Annotated in this window: 16 protein-coding genes; 13 read left to right on the top strand and 3 right to left on the bottom strand. The window is 66.3% G+C overall.

Annotated elements, in window-relative coordinates; all coding sequences use genetic code 11:
- The first annotated feature begins 13 nt into the window (after positions 1-13).
- The 10 genes from AC1RDS_RS09485 to AC1RDS_RS09440 all read left to right on the top strand — a co-directional run bounded on the left by AC1RDS_RS09485 (position 14) and on the right by AC1RDS_RS09440 (position 11938).
- Positions 14-2131, top strand: a complete 2118-nt coding sequence (locus tag AC1RDS_RS09485; protein ID WP_092697675.1) for a 3-hydroxyacyl-CoA dehydrogenase NAD-binding domain-containing protein — start codon at positions 14-16, stop codon at positions 2129-2131.
- Between the two features lie 117 nt (positions 2132-2248).
- Positions 2249-3448 carry an acetyl-CoA C-acyltransferase gene (locus AC1RDS_RS09480; RefSeq protein ID WP_092697690.1) on the top strand — a complete coding sequence of 400 codons (1200 nt, stop codon included), beginning with the start codon at positions 2249-2251 and terminating at the stop codon, positions 3446-3448.
- Positions 3449-3458: 10 nt separating this feature from the next.
- Positions 3459-4655 carry an acyl-CoA dehydrogenase family protein gene (locus tag AC1RDS_RS09475; protein WP_092697676.1) on the top strand — a complete coding sequence of 399 codons (1197 nt, stop codon included), beginning with the start codon at positions 3459-3461 and terminating at the stop codon, positions 4653-4655.
- 10 nt (positions 4656-4665) lie between these two features.
- Positions 4666-5796, top strand: a complete 1131-nt coding sequence (locus AC1RDS_RS09470; RefSeq protein ID WP_287877088.1) for an acyl-CoA dehydrogenase family protein — start codon at positions 4666-4668, stop codon at positions 5794-5796.
- A 110-nt stretch (positions 5797-5906) separates the two neighbouring features.
- Positions 5907-6737 (top strand): oxepin-CoA hydrolase, alternative type, encoded by an 831-nt coding sequence (locus AC1RDS_RS09465; RefSeq protein ID WP_092697678.1) that lies wholly within the window; start codon positions 5907-5909, stop codon positions 6735-6737.
- A 22-nt stretch (positions 6738-6759) separates the two neighbouring features.
- The gene (locus AC1RDS_RS09460) at positions 6760-7989 is read left to right on the top strand and encodes a CaiB/BaiF CoA transferase family protein (protein ID WP_092697679.1); all 1230 of its coding nucleotides are present in this window, start codon (positions 6760-6762) and stop codon (positions 7987-7989) included.
- 113 nt (positions 7990-8102) lie between these two features.
- Positions 8103-9110 (top strand): Bug family tripartite tricarboxylate transporter substrate binding protein, encoded by a 1008-nt coding sequence (locus AC1RDS_RS09455; protein WP_092697680.1) that lies wholly within the window; start codon positions 8103-8105, stop codon positions 9108-9110.
- Between the two features lie 60 nt (positions 9111-9170).
- Entirely contained in the window at positions 9171-9920 is a 750-nt protein-coding gene (locus tag AC1RDS_RS09450) for an electron transfer flavoprotein subunit beta/FixA family protein (protein ID WP_492226875.1), read from the top strand.
- Between the two features lie 12 nt (positions 9921-9932).
- Positions 9933-10865, top strand: coding sequence for an electron transfer flavoprotein subunit alpha/FixB family protein (locus tag AC1RDS_RS09445; RefSeq protein ID WP_492226874.1), 933 nt, complete (start codon positions 9933-9935; stop codon positions 10863-10865).
- Positions 10866-10954: 89 nt separating this feature from the next.
- Positions 10955-11938 (top strand): tripartite tricarboxylate transporter substrate binding protein, encoded by a 984-nt coding sequence (locus AC1RDS_RS09440; protein ID WP_092700209.1) that lies wholly within the window; start codon positions 10955-10957, stop codon positions 11936-11938.
- A 125-nt stretch (positions 11939-12063) separates the two neighbouring features.
- Here the strand turns inward: AC1RDS_RS09440 and AC1RDS_RS09435 are convergent, their stop codons facing one another.
- Positions 12064-12909 (bottom strand): MurR/RpiR family transcriptional regulator, encoded by an 846-nt coding sequence (locus tag AC1RDS_RS09435; RefSeq protein WP_092700212.1) that lies wholly within the window; start codon positions 12907-12909, stop codon positions 12064-12066.
- 164 nt (positions 12910-13073) lie between these two features.
- On the opposite strand from AC1RDS_RS09435, the gene tal reads away from it, so the two are divergent.
- Together tal and AC1RDS_RS09425 are read left to right on the top strand one after the other, a co-directional pair.
- On the top strand, positions 13074-14021 hold the full coding sequence (gene tal, locus AC1RDS_RS09430; protein WP_092700216.1) for a transaldolase: 948 nt from the start codon (positions 13074-13076) through the stop codon (positions 14019-14021).
- Positions 14022-14120: 99 nt separating this feature from the next.
- The gene (locus AC1RDS_RS09425; RefSeq protein ID WP_092700219.1) at positions 14121-15242 is read left to right on the top strand and encodes a beta-ketoacyl-ACP synthase III; all 1122 of its coding nucleotides are present in this window, start codon (positions 14121-14123) and stop codon (positions 15240-15242) included.
- A gap of 220 nt (positions 15243-15462) precedes the next feature.
- Here AC1RDS_RS09425 and AC1RDS_RS09420 read toward each other — a convergent pair whose 3' ends face one another.
- Both AC1RDS_RS09420 and AC1RDS_RS09415 read right to left on the bottom strand, forming a co-directional pair.
- Positions 15463-16857: a sensor histidine kinase gene (locus AC1RDS_RS09420; RefSeq protein WP_092700222.1), complete on the bottom strand. Its 1395-nt coding sequence runs from the start codon at positions 16855-16857 to the stop codon at positions 15463-15465.
- A gap of 45 nt (positions 16858-16902) precedes the next feature.
- A complete protein-coding gene (locus AC1RDS_RS09415) occupies positions 16903-17619 on the bottom strand; it encodes a response regulator transcription factor (protein ID WP_287879932.1) in 717 nt (238 codons plus the stop codon).
- Between the two features lie 174 nt (positions 17620-17793).
- Here AC1RDS_RS09415 and AC1RDS_RS09410 point away from each other — a divergent pair, with 174 nt between their 5' ends.
- Positions 17794-19044: an ABC transporter substrate-binding protein gene (locus AC1RDS_RS09410; RefSeq protein WP_092700228.1), complete on the top strand. Its 1251-nt coding sequence runs from the start codon at positions 17794-17796 to the stop codon at positions 19042-19044.
- Positions 19045-19077 lie beyond the last annotated feature (33 nt).

The following is a 19077-nucleotide window of genomic DNA, read 5'->3' as shown; positions in this document are numbered from 1 at the left end:
AGGAGACTCCCGCATGGGCGCAGCCACCCCCGATTCCGTTGTCACCACCGCCCGCGTGGGTTCCATTCTGGCCGTGACGGTGAATAACCCGCCGGTCAACGCGCTGGGCGTGGCCGTGCGCCAGGGCCTCGCCGCCGCCATGGCGGCCGCGCAGGCCGACAGCGGCGTGGCCGGCGTGCTGCTGGTGGGCGCGGGCAAGGCTTTCATTGCGGGCGCCGACATCCGTGAATTTGGCAAACCCACCATGCCGCCATCGCTGCCCGAGGTGTGCCGCAGCATTGAAGACTGCACCAAGCCGGTGGTCGCGGTGCTGCATGGCGCAGCCCTGGGTGGTGGCCTGGAAGTGGCGCTGTCGGCCCACTACCGCCTGGCCTTGCCCGCCGCCAAGCTGGGTCTGCCCGAAGTGACGCTGGGCCTGCTGCCCGGCTCGGGTGGCACGCAGCGCGCGCCGCGCCTGATGGGCGTGAAAGCCGCCACCGAGCTGATGCTCAGCGGCCAGCACCTGTCGGCCAAGGCCGCGCTGGCTGCGGGCCTGGTCGATCAACTGGCCGAGGGCGATGATGCCCGGGCCGTCGGCCTGGATTACCTGAGCGGCCTGCTCGCGCGCAATGCGCCCGTGCGGCGCACGCGCGATATCGCCATTGCCGACCCGGCCGCAGCTTTGGCCGAGCTTGCGGCGCTGAAGGCCGACACGGCGAAAAAGATCCGGGGCCTGTTCTCGCCGCTCAAGATCATCGAATGCGTACAGGCGGCGGTGCAGCTGCCGTTTGACGAAGGCATGGCCCGCGAGCGTGCCCTGTTTCTGGAATGCCTGGACAGCCCGCAGCGCGCCGGCCTGATCCATGCCTTTTTTGCCGAGCGCGAAGTGGTCAAGGTGCCCGAGGCCCAGGCCGCCGCGCCGCGCGCGTTCGCCCGCATTGGCATCGTTGGCGGCGGCACCATGGGCGCGGGCATTGCCGTCTCGGCCCTGGATGCGGGCTACCCCGTGACCATGGTCGAGCGCGATGCCGAATCCATCGCCCGGGGCCGTGCCAATGTGGAAAAGGTTTACACCGGCCTGGTTGCCAAGGGCCGCATGGCCGAAGAGGCCAAGGCCGCCGTCATGGCGCGCTACACCGGCAGCACTTCCTACGACGATCTGGCGAATGTGGACTTGGTGATCGAGGCCGTGTTTGAAGACCTCGAAGTCAAGAAAGCCGTTTTCAAGGAGCTGGACCGCGTGTGCAAACCCGGCGCGGTGCTGGCCACCAATACTTCGTACCTGGACATCGACGCCATCGCCGCCGCCACCCGCCGCCCGCAGGACGTGATCGGCCTGCACTTCTTCAGCCCGGCCAACATCATGAAGCTGCTGGAAATCGTGGTGCCCGCCAAGGTCAGCGCCGACGTGGTCGCCACCGCCTTCGAGCTGGCCAAGAAGCTCAAGAAAGTGCCGGTGCGCGCCGGTGTGTGCGACGGCTTCATCGGCAACCGCATCCTGGCTGTGTACCGGGACGCCGCCAACCATGTACTGGAGGACGGCGCCAGCCCCTACGAGATCGACGCTGCCGTGCGCGAATTCGGCTATCCCATGGGCCCGTTCCAGGTGTCGGACCTGGCTGGCGGTGACATCGGCTGGGCCACGCGCAAGCGCAAGGCCGCCACGCGCGACCCCAAGGCGCGCTATGTGGAAATTGCCGACCGCATCGCCGAGCGCGGCTGGTACGGTCAGAAGACCGGCCGCGGCTGGTACCTGTACCCCGAAGGCGCGCGCATGGGCCAGCAAGACCCCGAAGTGCTGGCCATTGTGGACGCCGAGCGCGCCAGGAAAGGCATCACGCCGCGCACCTTCTCGCACGAGGAGATCATGCGCCGCTACATGGCGGCCATGGTCAACGAAGGCGCCAAGGTGCTGGAGGAGGGCATCGCCCTGCGCCCGCTCGACATCGACGTGACCTTCCTGTCCGGCTATGGCTTTCCGCGCTATCGCGGCGGCCCCATGCAATGGGCCGACATGCAGGGCCTGGACAAGGTGCTGGCCGACATCGAGGCCTTTGCCAAGGAAGATGCGCAGTTCTGGCAACCCGCCGCCTTGCTCAAGAAGCTGGTGGCCGAGGGCCGCAACTTCGCCAGCCTGAACCAGCGCGGCTGAGTTCACGCACTCCTTCTCCCCCTGGCGGGAGAGGGGGAGTGTGGCATGCAGCGCCCGTCCACACTGCGCAAGCAGCCATTGATTGAAGAGAAAAACCACCCATCCAAGGAGCATCCCATGCGCCAAGCCGTCATCGTCTCCACCGCCCGCACGCCGCTGGCCAAGTCGCACCGCGGCGAATTCAATACCACCCCAGGCCCCCAGCTTGGCGCCTACGCGGTGCGCGCCGCGGTCGAGCGCGCTGGCATCGAGCCCGGCCTGATCGAGGACCTGATCTGGGGCTGCGGCTACCCCGAGGGCACCACGGGCCGCAACATCGGCCGCCAGACCGCGCTGCGCGCGGGCCTGCCGGTGACGGTGGGCGGCACGGTGATCAACCGCTTCTGCTCCTCGGGCCTGCAGGCGATTGCCGTGGCGGCGGGGCGCATCGTGCTGGAGGGCGTTCCGGCCATGGTCGCCGGCGGCGTGGAGAGCATCTCGCTCATGAACCCCGCCGGTCGCAGCGGCGCCGCCCACCTCGACCCCTGGCTGGTGGAGCACAAGCCTGAGCTGTTCATGGAAATGATCGACACCGCCGACGTGGTGGCCCAGCGCTACGGCATCACGCGCGAGGACCAGGACGCGTTCTCGCTGCAAAGCCAGCAGCGCACCGCGGCGGCCCAGGCGAGCGGCGTGTTCGATAACGAGATCGTGCCCTGCGCCACCACCATGGCCGAGAAGAACAAGGAAACCGGCGAGGTGACCCACCGCGAGGTCGTCGCCAGGATGGACAACTGCAACCGCCCGGGCACCACCTTGGCCGGCCTGGCCAAGCTGGAGCCCGTGAAGGGCGCGGGCAAGTTCGTCACCGCGGGCAACGCCTCGCAGCTGTCGGATGGCGCGGCCGCCTGCGTGATGATGGAGGCCGCCGAGGCCGAGCGCCGCGGCCTGCAACCGCTGGGCGCCTTCCGCGGCTTTGCCATCGCGGGCTGCGAGCCCGACGAGATGGGCATTGGCCCGGTGTTCGCCGTGCCGCGCCTGCTGGAGCGCGCGGGTCTGACGGTGCAGGACATCGACCTGTGGGAGCTGAACGAGGCGTTTGCCTCGCAGGCGCTGTACTGCCAGCGCAGGCTGGACATTCCCATGGATCGCCTGAACGTCAACGGCGGCGCCATCTCCATTGGCCACCCCTTCGGCATGACGGGCGCGCGCCTGGCAGGCCACATCCTGCTGGAAGGCCAGCGCCGCAAGGCGCGCGGCGAGCAGGTCAAGTGGGGCGTGGTCACCATGTGCATCGGCGGCGGCATGGGCGCGGCCGGTTTGTTCGAGATTTTCTAAGAGGCAAGAAATGGATTTGCAATTCACTCCCGAAGAAGAGGCGTTCCGCGTCGCGGTGCGCTCGTTTCTCACAGACCACCTGCCGCCCGCATTGGCCACCAAGGTCAAGGCTGGCCAGCGCCTGACGCGCGCCGACCAGGAGGGCTGGCACGCCATCCTGAACAAGAAGGGCTGGCTGGCCTACCACTGGCCAGCCGAGCATGGCGGCACCGGCTGGTCGGCCATCCAGAAGTTCATCTTTGACGATGAATGCGCCATGGCAGGCGCCCCGCGCCTGGTGCCCTTTGGGCTGTCCATGCTGGGTCCGGTGCTGATCAAGTTTGGCAACGAGGCCCAGAAAAAGCACTGGCTGCCGCGCATCCTGAACGGCGATGACTGGTGGTGCCAGGGCTATTCCGAGCCCGGCGCGGGTTCGGACCTGGCCAGCCTCAAGACCACGGCGGTGCGCGCGGGCGACCATTACATCGTCAACGGCCAGAAGACCTGGACCACCCAGGGCCAGCACGCCAACATGATGTTCTGCCTGGTGCGCACCGACAAGCAGGCCAAGGCCCAGTCGGGCATCAGCTTTGTGCTGATCGACATGAACCAGCCCGGCGTGGAGGTGCGCCCCATCCGCACCCTGGACGGCGATGCCGAGGTCAACGAAGTGTTCCTGACCGACGTGAAGGTGCCCCTGGAGAACCTGGTGGGCGAGGAGAACAAGGGCTGGACCTACGCCAAGTACCTGCTGACCTACGAGCGCACGGGCATCGCCGGTGTGGGTTTCTCCATGGCTGCGCTGGAAAAGCTCAAGGCCATCGCCAGCCGCGTGCAGCGCAATGGCAAGCCTTTGAACCAGGACCCGCAGTTCGCCACGCGCATGGCGCAGGTCGAGATCGACCTGAACAACATGGCCACGACCAATCTGCGTGTGATCGCAGCGGTGCAGGGCGGCGGCGTGCCGGGGGCTGAGAGCTCCATGCTCAAGATCCGCGGCACGGTGATCCGCCAGGAGCTGCTGTCTTTGACGCGCCGCGCCATGGGGCCGTACGCGCTGCCCTTCATCGAAGAGGCGCAGTTTGCCGAGTACCAGGATGCGCCCGTCGGCCCCAAGGAGGCCGCCACCGCCGCCGCCGCCTACTTCAACTACCGCAAGCTGTCGATCTTCGGCGGCTCCAACGAAATCCAGCGCAACATCATCTCCAAGATGCTCCTGGGGCTGTGAAGGAATCGCCATGAACTTTGAACACAACGAAGACCGCCGCATGCTGGCGGACGCCCTGGGCCGCTACCTGAGCGAGCAATACCCGGCCGAATACCGCAACACCACGGCCTATGGCAGCACCGGCTACAGCGCCGAGACCTACGCCAAGCTGGCCGAGATCGGCGCCATCGGCGCGCTGTTCACGGAAGAGCAGGGCGGCTTTGGCGGGCAAGGCCCCGACATCGCCCTGGTGTTCGAGGCCCTGGGCAACCATCTGGTGGCCGAGCCCCTGCTGGGCGCGCTGCTGGTCGGCCGTGCCTTGACCGAGGCGGGCAGCGAGGCGCAAAAGGCGCAGCTCGAAGGCATCATCGGTGGCTCCACGCTGGCCGCGCTGGCGCACGACGAGCCCGCCAACCACTACGAGCTCAATCGCGTTGCCACCACCGCCAGGAAGAACGGCAACGGCTGGGTGCTGGATGGCGCCAAGGCCGTGGTGTTGTTTGGTGACCAGGCGCAGTTGCTGCTGGTCAGCGCGCGCACCAGTGGCGCGGTAGGCGACCAGGCTGGCATCTCGCTGTTCCTGGTGCCGGGCAACACCCCGGGCATCACGGCGCGCGGCTATGGCCGCATCGATGGCGGCCACGCGGCCGAGCTGGTCCTGAGCGGCGTGCAGGTGGGTGCAGACGCGCTGCTGGGTGCAGAGGGCGCGGGCCACGCGCTGCTGGAGCGCATCACCGGTTTTGGCCTGCTGGCGCTGGCGGCCGAGAGCCTGGGCGCCATGGACAAGGCCAAGGGCGACACGCTCGAATACCTGCGCACGCGCAAGCAGTTTGGCGTGCCGATTGGCAGCTTCCAGGCCCTGCAGCATCGCATGGCCGACATGCTGCTGGAGGTGGAGCAGGCGCGCTCGGCCGTGATCAACGCCGCCGCCGCCATGGACGACACCGACCGCGTGGCGCGGGAAAAGGTCTTGTCTGCCGCCAAGTACAGCGTGGGCAAGATCGGCACGCTGATTGCCGAGGAGGCGATCCAGCTGCACGGCGGCATCGGCGTGACCTGGGAGCTGCCGCTGGCCCACTACGCCAAGCGCCTGGTGATGATCGACCACCAGCTTGGCGACATGGACCACCATCTGGCGCGCTGGATGGCACTGGCTGCCTGAGGCCGGTCTCTTGAGTCCCTCTCTTTGTTTGAAGAGGGGGTTCAAGATAAAAATAGCGCAAGGCCCTTTCGCAGAAAGCGCAAATAGCTACAAAATGGATAGCATAGGAGATGCCCGTGACCGACAACGCCCTGGATAACGCGCCGGACAGCGCCCTGCTCACCCGCCGCGATGGCGCGGTGCTCGTGCTGTCCAACAACAACCCCGGCGCGCGCAATGCGCTCACGCCGGGTTTCTATGCTGGACTCACGCAGGCGCTGCACGCGGCGGCGTGCGACACCTCCATAGGCGCCGTGGTGTTGACTGGCGAGGGTGGGCATTTCTGCTCCGGCGGCGACCTGCGCCAGCTCGTCCACCGGCGCGAGCTGCCCATTGCCGAGCGCCGCCAGCGCCTGGAGCTTCTGCACAACCTGGTGCGCGCCCTGCGCGACTGCCCCAAGCCCGTGATCATGGCCGTGGAGGGCGCCGCCGCAGGTGCCGGCCTGTCGCTGGCGCTGGCCGGCGACATGCTGGTGGCGGCGAAGAATGCACAGTTCTCGGTGGCCTACGTCAAGGTGGGCCTGACGCCCGACGGTGGCGCCACGGCGCTGCTGGCCGAGTTTGTGTCGCGCCAGGTGCTCACCGAGCTGTGCCTGACGGGTGAGCGTGTCAGCGGCGAGCGCATGCACCAGCTGGGCGTGGTCAACCGCCTGACCGAACCCGGCCAGGCGCTGCACACGGCGCTGGCCCTGGCGCAGCAGATTGCCGCAGGCCCCGAGCTGGCCACCGCGCGCATCAAGCACCTGTGCCGCATGGCGCCGCGCAACACGCTGGAGCAGCAGCTCGATCTGGAGGCGCTGTACATGCCGCTGTCGCAGGAGACCGAAGAGTCGCGCGAGGGCATAGGCGCCTTTCTGGAAAAGCGCACCCCCGATTTTGCGCGGCTGCGCACACCCCGCTGAAACCATTGCAAGGAGACGTTTCATGACCGAAGCCAAGACCCAAGACCTGCCGCTGCAAGGCGTGCGCGTGCTGGATCTGTCGCGCGTTTTTGCAGGACCCATGTGCGGCATGGTGCTGGCCGACTTTGGCGCAGACGTCATCAAGGTGGAACACCCCGGCCGCGGCGACGACACGCGCGACTGGGGCCTGCGCATCGGCAAGACCGAAACCACCTACTACAACAGCATGAACCGCAGCAAGCGGTCCATCACCGTCGATCTGCAGACGCCCGAGGGGGTGAAAATCATCCACGACCTGCTGCCCCGGTGCGATGTGGTGATCCAGAACTTCAAGACCGGTGGTGCAGAAAAACTGGGCCTGGGCTACGAGCAGCTCAAGGCCCTCAAGCCCGGCCTGATCTACTGCTCGGTGGCCGGTTACGACAGCTCCGGCCCCGAGGCCAAGCGCCCCGGCTACGACCTGGTGATCCAGGGCGAGGCGGGCCTGATGGCCCTCAACGGCGAGGCCAACCAGCCGCCGCTGAAGTTCGGCGTGGCCGTGGTCGATTTGATGACGGGCATGTACGCGGCCCAGGCCGTGCTGGCCGCGCTGTTCCAGCGCACGCGCACCGGCCTGGGCCGCCATATCGAGATGGCGCTGTACGACTGCGGCCTGATGGTGACCGGCTACTACGGGCTGGACGCGCTCAAGCTGGGCCACGACCCCGAGCGTTACGGCAACGCCCACCCGTCCATCGTGCCCTACGGCATGTACGAAGCCGCCGACGGCCCGCTGATCATCGCCGTGGGCAACAACGCGCAGTTCGACAAGTTCTGCCGCCAGGTCATAGCGCGCCCCGACATCGTCGAAGACCCGCGCTTTGCCACCAACGTGGAGCGCGCCAAGAACCGCCTGGAGCTGGGGCCCAAGCTCAAGGAGCTGGTTGCCAGCTTCCCGCGCGAAGTGCTGCTGCAGCGCCTCACCGCCGCTGGCATCCCCTGCGGCAAGGTGGCAGGCCTGCACGAAGCCCTGACCAGCGAGCGCACCCGCCGCGGCCAGCTGGTGCAGGACATGCCCCACCCGGTGGTGGGCACCACGCCGGTGTTTGCGCCGCCCTATCGCATGGACGGCCAGCGCCTGCCCATCCGCAACGCCCCGCCCACGCTGGGCGAGGGCACGCGCGAGGTGCTGCAGCAGCTGCTGCAACTGCCCGAGAGCGAACTGCAGGCCCTGCGCGACAAGGGCGTGCTGACGCTGCCGCCGCTGGATTGATTCAAAAATGAGTGCTTCTGACGCATTCCAGGGAGTGGCCAGAGTCTGTTTTGAAGTAGCTGGCACCCGCCTCGACTGACCCGTTCCATCCCACCCACTGACAAGGAGGCAGCATGCCTTTTTCTCCCACTCCATCGTTGACCCGATTCACCCGCCGCGCCGCGTTGGCGCTGGCCACCGTTCCGCTGTTGCTGGGCAGCGCCATGGCGCAGCAGGCCGCCTGGCCCGACAAGATGATCAAGCTGATCGTGCCCTTCCCGGCGGGCGGGCCTACCGATACGGCGTCGCGCATCGTCGGCCAGAAGCTGGGCGAGCGTCTCAAGCAGACCGTACTCGTCGAGAACAAGGCGGGCGCCTCCGGGTCGATTGCCGCCGCCCAGGTCAGCAAAAGCGCTCCCGACGGCTACACGCTGATGATGCTGGCCACGCCCACGCTGCTGGCGCCGCACCTGTACAAGAAGGCAGGCTACGACACGGTGAAAGACTTCACCCCCGTGGCCACGGTGTATGACCTGCCCATCGTGGTGGTGGTCAATCCCAAACTGCTGCCCGATGTGACCGACCTCAAGAGCCTTATCGCCAACGCCAAGGCGCAAAAGACGCCGCTCAACTACACCAGCTCGGGCGCCGGCAGCTTTGGCCACCTGAGCATGGAGCTGCTCAAGCAGATGGCGGCTTTTGACATGCAGCACGTGCCCTACAAGGGCGGCGTGCCGGCCATCACCGACACCATTGGCGGCCAGGTGCCCATCATGTATGCCGACCTGGTGGCTGCACTGCCGCACATCCAGGCGGGCAAGCTGCGCGCCATCGCCGTGGGCTCGCCACAGCGCGTGGCCATGCTGCCCGATGTGAAAACCATTGCCGAGCAGGGTATCAAGGGCTACGACGCCGTGTCGTGGGGCGGCCTGCTGGCGCCAGCGGGCACGCCCAAGGCCGTGGTCGAGCGCATTGCGGGTGAGGTCAAGCAGATCCTGGCCGACAAGGAAATCCAGGACAAGCTGCTGCACGCGGGCGCCATCGCCAATTTCCAGGACCCGGCGCAAATGGGCCAGCGCGTGCAGCAGGACTACACCCGCTGGGGCCAGCTGATCCGCGACAAGGGAATTGCCTCCGAGTAAGGCCGCCATGCCGGCGCGCATATCCGCATTTATTTCTCCAATCCACAAGGAAACCTTCTGATGAAAATCCTGGTCCCAGTCAAACGCGTGGTGGACTACAACGTGAAAGTCCGCGTGAAATCGGACGGCAGCGGAGTGGACATTGCCAACGTGAAGATGAGCATGAACCCGTTTGACGAAATCGCCGTTGAAGAGGCGGTGCGCCTGAAAGAAAAAGGCCTGGTCGCCGAAGTCATTGCCGTCAGCTGCGGCGTGGCGCAATGCCAGGAAACCCTGCGCACCGCCATGGCCATCGGTGCCGACCGCGCCATCCTGGTGGAGACGAACGAAGAACTGCAGCCCCTGGCCGTGGCCAAGCTGCTCAAGGCCCTGGTGGACAAGGAACAACCGGGCCTCATCATCCTGGGCAAACAAGCCATCGACGACGACGCCAACCAGACCGGCCAGATGCTCGCTGCCCTGGCCGACCTGCCCCAGGCCACCTTTGCCAGCAAGGTTGAACTCACGGCCGACCAAGTCAGCGTCACCCGCGAAGTCGACGGCGGCCTGGAAACCCTGCAACTCTCGCTGCCCGCAGTCATCACCACCGACCTGCGCCTGAACGAGCCCCGCTACGTCACCTTGCCCAACATCATGAAGGCCAAGAAAAAGCAGCTCGACACCGTCAAGCCCGAAGACCTCGGCGTCGATGTAGCCCCGCGCCTCAAAACCCTGAAGGTGACCGAACCCGCCAAACGCGGCGCCGGCATCAAAGTGGCCGACGTCGCCGCCCTGGTGGAAAAGCTGAAAAACGAAGCCAAAGTCATCTAAGGAGCACAAGAAATGACCACCCTCGTTATTGCTGAACACGACAACGCCACCATCAAGGGCGCCACCCTCAACACCGTCACCGCCGCAGCCGCCTGCGGTGGCGAAGTCCACATCCTGGTCGCCGGCCACAACGCAGGCGCCGCCGCCCAGGCCGCTGCACAAATTGCCGGCGTCGCCAAAGTCATCCACGCCGACGCCCCCGGCCTCGAACACGGCCTGGCCGAGAACGTCGCAGCGCAAGTGCTGGCCATCGCAGGCAACTACAGCCACATCCTGTTCCCCGCCACCGCAGGCGGCAAGAACGTCGCCCCGCGCGTGGCAGCCAAGCTCGACGTCGCCCAGATCAGCGACATCACCAAGGTGGTGAGCCAAGACACCTTCGAGCGCCCCATCTACGCCGGCAACGCCATCGCCACCGTGCAAAGCGCAGACAGCATCAAGATCATCACCGTGCGCACTACCGGCTTTGACGCCGCAGCTGCCACCGGTGGCTGCGCCGCAGTGGAAACCGCAACCGCCACCAACGATGCAGGCAAGAGCAAGTTCATGGGCAGCGAAATCGCCAAGAGCGACCGCCCCGAACTCACGGCCGCCAAGATCATCGTCTCGGGTGGCCGGGCGCTGGGCAGCAAGGAAAAGTTCGACGAAGTCATGACCCCGCTGGCCGACAAGCTGGGCGCTGCTCTCGGCGCCAGCCGCGCAGCGGTGGACGCAGGCTACGCCCCCAACGACTGGCAAGTGGGCCAGACCGGCAAGATCGTGGCGCCGCAGCTGTACGTGGCAGCGGGCATCTCGGGGGCGATCCAGCACCTGGCGGGCATGAAGGACTCGAAGGTGATCGTGGCGATCAACAAGGATCCCGAGGCGCCGATCTTCAGCGTGGCCGACTATGGGCTGGAGGCGGATCTGTTTGCGGCTGTTCCGGAACTGGTCAAGGCGCTTTGACGGGCATTGGATGGCTATCCATGGGATAGCCGCAAGTGCTTATTTGCTAAGCGGTATCGCCATATTCCATGCAAAAGGAGACAACATCCATGGGCATCGACCTTTCCCGCCGCACCCTGGTGCAGGCTGCCTCCGCCGCGTTGGCCAGCGCGGCCCTGCCATCGCTGGCGCAGTCGGCCTGGCCAAGCAAGCCGATCAGGATCATCGTGCCTTACACGGCCGGGGGTTTTACCGACCAGATGGCGCGCCTGCTGCAGGTGGGCCTGCAAAAGCAGCTGGGCCAGCCCGTGGTGATCGACAACAAGCCCGGCGCCAACAGCATCATCGGCGTCGATGCGGTGGCCAAATCGGCGCCCGACGGGCACACCTTCGGCGTGGTGATTCCGGCCTTTACCGCCAACAACACGCTCTACCCCAAGCTGCCCTACAACGCACGCAAGGATCTGGTGGGTGTGTCATTGCTGGGCATTTCGCCGCTGGTGGCGGCCGTGTCCCTCAATGCACCGTTCAAGAACACCAGGGAACTGGTGGCCTACGCCAAGGCCAACCCCGGCAAGGTGAGTTTTGCCTCGTCGGGCAGCGGCTCGGCGGCGCACCTGACCAGCGAGCTGTTCAAGACGCTGACCAAGACCTTCATGGTGCATATCCCGTACCGTGGGGCCACGCCCGCGCTCACCGATCTGCTGGGCGGCCAGGTGCCGCTGTTCCTCGATCCCCCGCCCAACCTGATTCAGCCCGCCAAGACCGGTCGCATCCGTCTGATTGGCGTAGCCAGTGAAAAACGCCTGCCCATCCTGCCCGATGTGCCCACCTTTGTGGAGCAGGGCATTCCAGGCATGCTGGGCAGCACCTGGGCCAGCATGATTGCACCCGCCGGCACGCCGCGCGACATCGTCAAGCGCATGTCGGAGGCGGTCAACCAGATCATCCACAGCGAAGAAACCCGCGCCAAGCTCGAAACCATGGGCACCTTTGCCGAAGGCACAACGCCCGAGGCTTGCGACGCTTTTCTGGCGTCCGAGACCACCAAGTGGGGCAAGGTGATCCGCGAAGCCGGTGTGACGCTGGATTAAGGGCCTGCATCAACAGCCGCCCTTGAACCCAGCGCGCCCCATACCAGTGCCGCCGTGGAACCGGCTTTGCCGGGCCACGGGTGGCGTCCCCCTTTGGGGGATGACGCGAAGCGGCTCAGGGGGCTTCACGTATAGCGTTTGGCCCGCAGGTTCTCTTTCATCTGCTGCAGCACCGGTTGCAGCGAGGGGCCGATGCGCAGTGCCACGCAGGTGGCCAGCACGTCAATCACCAGCAGGTGCAGCAGCCGCGACACCATGGGGCTGTAGCGGTCATAGCCCTCGGGGTGGTCGGCGGCCAGGTGGATATTGCAGGCACTGGCCAGCGGCGAGCCGCTGGCGGTGATGGCGATGGTGGTGGCGCCGTTCTTGCGCGCAATGTCGGCGGCGTCCATCAGGTCGCGCGTGCGGCCCGAGTTGGAGATGATCACCGCGCAATCGCCCGGGCCGAGCAGGGTGGCGCTCATCACCTGGATATGGCCGTCGCTGGTGGCGATCGAGGTCACGCCCAGGCGAAAGAACTTGTGCTGCGCGTCCTGCGCCACGAAGCCGGAATTGCCCGCGCCATAGAACTCGATGCGCTTGCCGGCCTTCCAGGTGCTGGTGATGGCTTCAGCGGCGCGTTCGATGGCCCCGGTGCTGGCGGCGTTGCGGTATTGCAAAAAGGCCGCCACGGCGTTGTCCACCACCTTCACCAGCACATCGCCGGTCTTGTCGTCCACATCCACGCTGCGGTGGATGAAGGGCACGCCCTCGCTCACGCTGCCGGCCAGCTTGAGCTTGAAGTCGGCCAGCCCGTCATAGCCCATGCTGCGGCAAAAGCGCACCACGGTGGGCTTGCTGACGTGGGCGCGCTCGGCCAGCTCGCGCACGGGCAGGCGGGCAAACGCGCGGGCGTCGGCCAGCACCAGCCGGCCCACGCGTTGCTCGGCGGGGGCCAGGGAGGGCAGGGAGGCGGTGATGCGGTCCAGCATGTCAATTCCACGGAAAAACAGAAACGATGTCACGACAATGTAACTTGGTTTCATGGCGAGAACGGTCGCGGTAACGGGCCGTCTACACTTGCGGATTGCCGTCGCCCCGGCAAAACATGCGTGGGCGCCGGCTTGTCCACCGCCCACTCCATGAGACTTTCGCCATGAATCAGCTTGACGCCCTCAAACAGTTCACCACCGTGGTTGCCGACACCGGCGACTTCAAGCAGCTGGCGCAGTTCCAGCCCCAGGACGCCACCACCAACCCCTCGCTGATCCTCAAGGCGGTGCAAAAGCCCGAATACGCGCCCCTGCTGCAGTCCACGGTGGCCCAGTGGAAGGATCGCCCCATGGACGAGGTGATCGACCGCCTGCTGGTGCGCTTTGGCTGCGAGATCCTGGCCACCATCCCGGGGCGCGTATCCACCGAGGTCGATGCACGCCTGAGCTTTGACACCAGCGCCACCGTGACGCGGGCCGAACGCATCATCGAGCTGTACCAGGCGCAGGGCATTCATATCGACCGCGTGCTCATCAAGGTGGCTGCCACCTGGGAGGGCATCAAGGCCGCAGAAAAGCTGGAGCAGCGCGGCATCCACACCAACCTCACGCTGCTGTTCTCGTTCTGCCAGGCCGTGGCCTGCGGGCAGGCCAGGGTGCAGCTGATCTCGCCGTTCGTGGGCCGCATCTACGACTGGTACAAGAAGCAGGCCGGCGCCAGCTGGGACGAGGCCGCGCGCAGCGGTGCCAACGACCCCGGCGTGCAATCGGTCACGCAGATCTACAACCATTACAAGCATTTCGGCATCGCCACCGAGGTGATGGGTGCGAGCTTTCGCAATGTTGGCCAGATCACCGCACTGGCGGGCTGCGACCTGCTGACCATTGCGCCTGAGCTGCTGGCGCAGCTGGCGGCCTCCGATGCGCCCTTGCAACCGGCGATCAATGCCGACGCCGCACGTGCCATGCCGCTGCCTGCGGTCCAGTACGACGAGGCGGGTTTCCGCTTCGCGCTGAATGAAGATGCCATGGCCACCGAGAAGCTGGCCGAGGGCATCCGCAGCTTTGCGGCCGATGCCGTGAAGCTGGAAAAACTCATCCAGGCGGCCTGATTGCATGCGTTGACCTCGGTATCTGGCGCTCGCGCCGGTCTTGCCGGGGCTCGTACACTTGCGCACCCTGCCTGGAGTTCGGGCAACAGGAATTGATCCATGCACGCAGTTGTCATCAGCGGAACCGGCATTTACCAGCCCCCGCACACCATCACCAATGCCGAGCTGGTTGAATCCTTCAACCGCCATGTGGACCAGGAAAACGCGCGCTTTGCCGACGATATTGCGGCCGGCGTGCGTGCGCCCCTGACCTATTCCAGCGTCGAATTCATCGAAAAGGCCTCGGGCATCCAGCAGCGCTATGTGCTGGAAAAAACCGGCGTGCTGGACCCCGCGCGCATGTACCCGCGCTTCACCGAGCGGCCCGACGATCAGCTGTCATTGATGGCCGAGATTGCCGTGGAGGCCGCGCGCCAGGCGCTGGACGCCGCATGCAAGACCGGCGACCAGATCGATGCCGTGCTGTGCTCGGCGGCCAACATGCAGCGCGCCTACCCCGCCATGGCCATCGAGATCCAGCAGGCGCTGGGGGCCGGTGGCTATGGTTTCGACATGAACGTGGCCTGCTCGTCGGCCACCTTTGCGATCGAGCAGGCCGTCAACGCCGTGCGCACGGGCAGCGCGAAATGCGTGCTGGTGGTCAACCCCGAGATCACCTCGGGCCACCAGGCATGGAACGACCGCGACTGCCATTTCATCTTTGGCGATGTCTGCACGGCGCTCATCATCGAGCGGGCCGACTGCGCCACAGCGGCCGACCAGTGGGAGGTGGTGGGCACCAAGCTGGTCACCCAGTTCTCCAATGCCATCCGCAACAATTTCGGGTTTCTCAACCGCAGCGAGGACAGCGATCCGAACGCGCGCGACAAGACCTTCCGCCAGGAAGGCCGCAAGGTCTTCAAGGAAGTGGTGCCGCTGGCCGCCGCCCACATCGAGGCCCATCTGGCGGCGCTGGACCAGGCGCCCACGGCGGTGCGCCGCTACTGGCTGCACCAGGCCAACCAGGGCATGAACCAGCTGGTCATCAAGAAGCTGGTGGGCGCGGACGCGGGCGCCGATGTGGCGCCCCTGATCCTGGACGAGTTCGCCAACACCGCATCGGCCGGTTCCATCATCGCCTTCCACAAGCACCGGGCCGATCTGGCGGCCGGCGACCTGGGCGTGATCTGCTCCTTTGGCGCGGGTTACTCCATCGGCAGCGTGGTGGTGCGCAAACGCTGACCTGCACAACTCCCCGAGGACTGTGATAGCGCAGCCTCGGGCGTTCCGCGGCATTGCTTTTCTTGCCAACCACCGAACTATTGGCAGCGAAATGACGCCTTGTGGCCCATCCCGAGCGCAACTACCACCGGTTTGCGCGGCTTGTGCGGGTCATCTTTGACCGGGTGCAGCTGGATTGAAGGCATAAGGCACGGGCGAAACCCGTCACAACAACCAAAGGTCACCCCGCAGGCAAGCGCATCCCCACCCGCAACCCCTTCGGCACCAGTCCCTCGGCCACCGTCCGCCCCCCGTGGCGCAGCGCGATCTCTTCCACGATCGACAGCCCCAGCCCGCATCCCCCCGCCTTGTCCGATCCGCGCCAGAAGCGCGCAAACAGGTCGCCCAGGTGCTCGGCAGGCACGCCCGGCCCGTCGTCTTCCACCACCAGCAGCGCCCAGTGCCCGGGCGCTTCGTGGCCCACACGTACCGTCACGGTGGCGCCGGGGTCGGCGTAATGCAGCGCGTTGTCGATGAGGTTGTTGAGCGCCTCGCGCAGCAGCAGCGGGTGGCCCTGCGCGGGCAGGTGGTCCACGCCCTCGTAGCCCAGGTCCATGCCCTGGGCCAGTGCGCGGGCGGCCCATTCGCGGGCCACCTCGCGGGCCAGCGCGGCCAGGTCGATGGACTGCATCTCCACGTTCGATTCCGAGCGCGCCAGCTGCAGCAGCTGGTGCACCAGGTGGGCACTGCGTTGCGCGGCCGACAGCACCTTTTGCAAGCGGGCCTGCACGGCGGGTTCATGGCTTTCGTGCAGGGCCAGCTCGGTCTGGCCGATGAGGCCGGCGAGCGGCGTGCGCAATTGGTGGGCGGCGTCGTTCAAAAAGCGCTTTTCCTTTTGCTGGCCGCGCGCCACGGTCTCCAGCAGGCGGTTGATGGTGCTGGCCAGCGAATGCACTTCTTGCGGGGCGGAGGTCAGCTCGATGGGCGGCAGCGGCGTGGTGCCCGTGTGGGGCAGTGCACGCGCGCGCTCGATCTGCGCCTCCAGGCGCTTGAGGGGCTGCAGTCCGCGCAGTACGCCCGCGTACACCACGGCACTCAGGGCAAGGCCCATCAAGCCCATGGGGAACACCATGCGCTCCAGCAGCTCTTGCGCAATGCGCTCGCGCACGGTGAGGCTCTGGGCCACCTGCACGCGCAGGCGCTGGCGGGTGGAGGCGGTGCCGTAATCCACATCCAGCAAGGCCACGCGCACCGGTTTGTCGTCCACCCGCGCTTGGTACAGAAACGCCTCGCCCACGGCCACATCGACCTGGGGCGGTGGCGGCAGCTGTGCGTTGCCCAGCAGGAAGCGCCCGGGCGGGGATGACACCATGTAGCTAATGGGGTCGGCCGGGTCTTGCTCCAGGATGTCCTGCGCGGCCTTCGGAAAATCCACCAGCAGCCCGTCGCCGATCGGTTTGATCTGCCGCGCCAGCGCCCGCACCGACTGGGTCAGTGTCTGGTCAATGCCCTTCTCGCCGTTTTGCAGCGCAATGCGCCACGCCAGAAACCCGCCCGACAACCACAGCACCAGCTGCGGCAGCAGCAGCCACAGCAGCAGCTTGCGCTGCAGGGATACGCCGGGGACCTGCCGCACGTCAATGGCCCGAGGCGCAGCGCCTCGGAAGGGAGGAGGGCATTTTCATGGCTTGGCGAGCATGTAGCCCAGGCCGCGGATATTGCGGATGTTCAGGGGCGATGCGTCCAGCTTCTTGCGCAGGCGGTGCACATACACCTCCAGCGCATTGGAGTTCAGAGGGGCCGCGGTTTGCCCGGGCTCGGGCGGGCTGGCGCGCCAGGCGGCCAGCACATCGTCGCGCGTGACGACTTCGCCGCAGCGGTGGGCCAGCAGTTCCAGCAGCTCCCACTCGCGCTGGGTCAGCTCCAACAGGTCGCCGTTCAGCGCGGCGGCATGGCTGGCGTGGTCCAGCACCAGGGGGCCGATGGTGGTGCTGGCGACGCCCGCCGCGCTGCTGGCCTGGGTGAAGGCGGGCTGCCGTGCGCGGCGCAGCATGGCCTGCAGGCGGGCCTGCAGCTCCTGCATGTTGAAGGGCTTGGTGATGTAGTCGTCGGCCCCGGCGTTCAGGCCCAGCACGCGGTCATCGACACCATCGCGGGCCGTGAGGATCAGCACGGGCAAGCCGGTGATACGCGCGCGGGCCCAGACCAGCAGCTCCATGCCGTCGGCGCCCGGCAGGCCCAGGTCCAGGATGATGCCGTCCACCGCCTGCGCCTGCAAAAGCGCCATGGCCTGCGCCACGCTGCTGGCCGCGCAGACGCTGTAATCGAGTTGTTTGAGCTGGCCGGTGAGCGCGTCGAGCAGGAGGGCGTCGTCTTCGACAATCAGTATCGTGGCCATGGATTGAGCATAACAAAGGCCCCCGCAACGGACCCGCTGCGGCCTGGCCGCGACTCTCAGGGAAAGCCCTGAGAGTTAAATTAATTATTGTAATTAAAGTACCGGCTGCGCTGAGCGACATGGGATTCAAGGCGCAGCACGAGATTCTGACAACAACGTCGAGGAGACAAGGGTATGTGGAAGATGGCAAAGATCGCCGCACTGGCGGTGGGCCTGGCGGCAGCGATGTCCGCCAGTGCCGGGGAGGTCGAGGTCCTGCACTACTGGACTTCGGGCGGTGAAGCCAAGTCGGCTGCCGAACTCAAGAAGATCATGCAGGGCAAGGGCCACACCTGGCGCGACTTTGCCGTGGCCGGTGGTGGTGGCGACAGCGCCATGACGGTGCTGAAAAGCCGCGTGATCTCGGGCAACCCGCCCTCGGCCGCGCAGACCAAGGGCCCGGCCATTCAGGAGTGGGCCTCCGAAGGCGTGCTGGCGAATGTCGATGCGCTGGCCAAGACCGAAAAGTGGGACGAGGTGCTGCCCAAGGTGGTCGCCGACGTGATGAAGTACAAGGGCAGCTACGTGGCCGCCCCCGTCAATGTGCACCGCGTGAACTGGCTGTGGGCCAGCTCCGATGCGCTCAAGAAGGCGGGCGTGGCGAGCATGCCCAAGACCTGGGACGAGTTCTTTGCCGCTGCCGACAAGCTCAAGGCCGCAGGCCTGATTCCGGTGGCCCATGGCGGCCAGAACTGGCAGGACTTCACCACCTTTGAATCCGTGGTGCTGGGTGTGGGCGGTGCCAAGTTCTACCAGGACGCGCTGGTCAAGCTGGACGACAAGGCCATCCACAGCGACACCATGAAGAAGTCGCTGGAGACCTTCCGCCGCATCAAGACCTACACCGACCCGGGCGCTTCCGGCCGCGATTGGAACCTGGCCACGGCCATGCTCATCCAGGGCAAGGCGGGCTTTCAGCTGATGGGCGACTGGGCCAAGGGCGAGTTCATTGCGGCGGGCAAGGCGCCGGGCAAGGAGTTTCAGTGCGCGGCGGCACCGGGCGCGGCGGGTGCGTTCACCTTCAACGTGGATTCGTTCATCCTGTTCAAGCTCAAGGACGCAGCGGCCCAGAAGGCGCAAAGCGACCTGGCCAGCTCCATCATGAGCCCCGAGTTCCAGGAGGTGTTCAACCTCAACAAGGGCTCGATCCCTGTGCGCACCGGACAGAAGATGGACAAGTTCGACGACTGCGCCAAGGCCTCGGCCAAGGACTTTGCTGACACTGCCAAGAGCGGTGGCCTGGTGCCCAGCGTGGCCCATGGCATGGCGATTGCGCCTGCCACCGAAGGGGCGATCAAGGATGCCGTCAGCCAGTTCTGGAACGACGACAAGGTGAGCGTCGCCGACGCCATGAAGAAGATCGCGACCGCCGCGAAGACCAAGTAAGCCGTGTACGACACACGCACCTACACGCACTAA

The organism is Acidovorax sp. GW823-FHT02H02, assembly GCF_058797075.1.
Note: the sequence above shows the minus strand (reverse complement) of the source record. Positions and strands in the feature narration are given on the sequence as shown.

Coding starts and splice junctions, on each gene's coding strand:
- AC1RDS_RS09425 (WP_092700219.1), top strand. CDS start 14,121: ATGCACGCAGTTGTCATCAGCGGAACCGGCATTTACCAGCCCCCGCAC.
- AC1RDS_RS09455 (WP_092697680.1), top strand. CDS start 8,103: ATGCCTTTTTCTCCCACTCCATCGTTGACCCGATTCACCCGCCGCGCC.
- AC1RDS_RS09485 (WP_092697675.1), top strand. CDS start 14: ATGGGCGCAGCCACCCCCGATTCCGTTGTCACCACCGCCCGCGTGGGT.
- AC1RDS_RS09445 (WP_492226874.1), top strand. CDS start 9,933: ATGACCACCCTCGTTATTGCTGAACACGACAACGCCACCATCAAGGGC.
- AC1RDS_RS09460 (WP_092697679.1), top strand. CDS start 6,760: ATGACCGAAGCCAAGACCCAAGACCTGCCGCTGCAAGGCGTGCGCGTG.
- AC1RDS_RS09470 (WP_287877088.1), top strand. CDS start 4,666: ATGAACTTTGAACACAACGAAGACCGCCGCATGCTGGCGGACGCCCTG.
- AC1RDS_RS09465 (WP_092697678.1), top strand. CDS start 5,907: ATGCCCGTGACCGACAACGCCCTGGATAACGCGCCGGACAGCGCCCTG.
- AC1RDS_RS09475 (WP_092697676.1), top strand. CDS start 3,459: ATGGATTTGCAATTCACTCCCGAAGAAGAGGCGTTCCGCGTCGCGGTG.
- tal (WP_092700216.1), top strand. CDS start 13,074: ATGAATCAGCTTGACGCCCTCAAACAGTTCACCACCGTGGTTGCCGAC.
- AC1RDS_RS09415 (WP_287879932.1), bottom strand. CDS start 17,619: ATGGCCACGATACTGATTGTCGAAGACGACGCCCTCCTGCTCGACGCG.
- AC1RDS_RS09410 (WP_092700228.1), top strand. CDS start 17,794: ATGTGGAAGATGGCAAAGATCGCCGCACTGGCGGTGGGCCTGGCGGCA.
- AC1RDS_RS09480 (WP_092697690.1), top strand. CDS start 2,249: ATGCGCCAAGCCGTCATCGTCTCCACCGCCCGCACGCCGCTGGCCAAG.
- AC1RDS_RS09435 (WP_092700212.1), bottom strand. CDS start 12,909: ATGCTGGACCGCATCACCGCCTCCCTGCCCTCCCTGGCCCCCGCCGAG.
- AC1RDS_RS09450 (WP_492226875.1), top strand. CDS start 9,171: ATGAAAATCCTGGTCCCAGTCAAACGCGTGGTGGACTACAACGTGAAA.
- AC1RDS_RS09440 (WP_092700209.1), top strand. CDS start 10,955: ATGGGCATCGACCTTTCCCGCCGCACCCTGGTGCAGGCTGCCTCCGCC.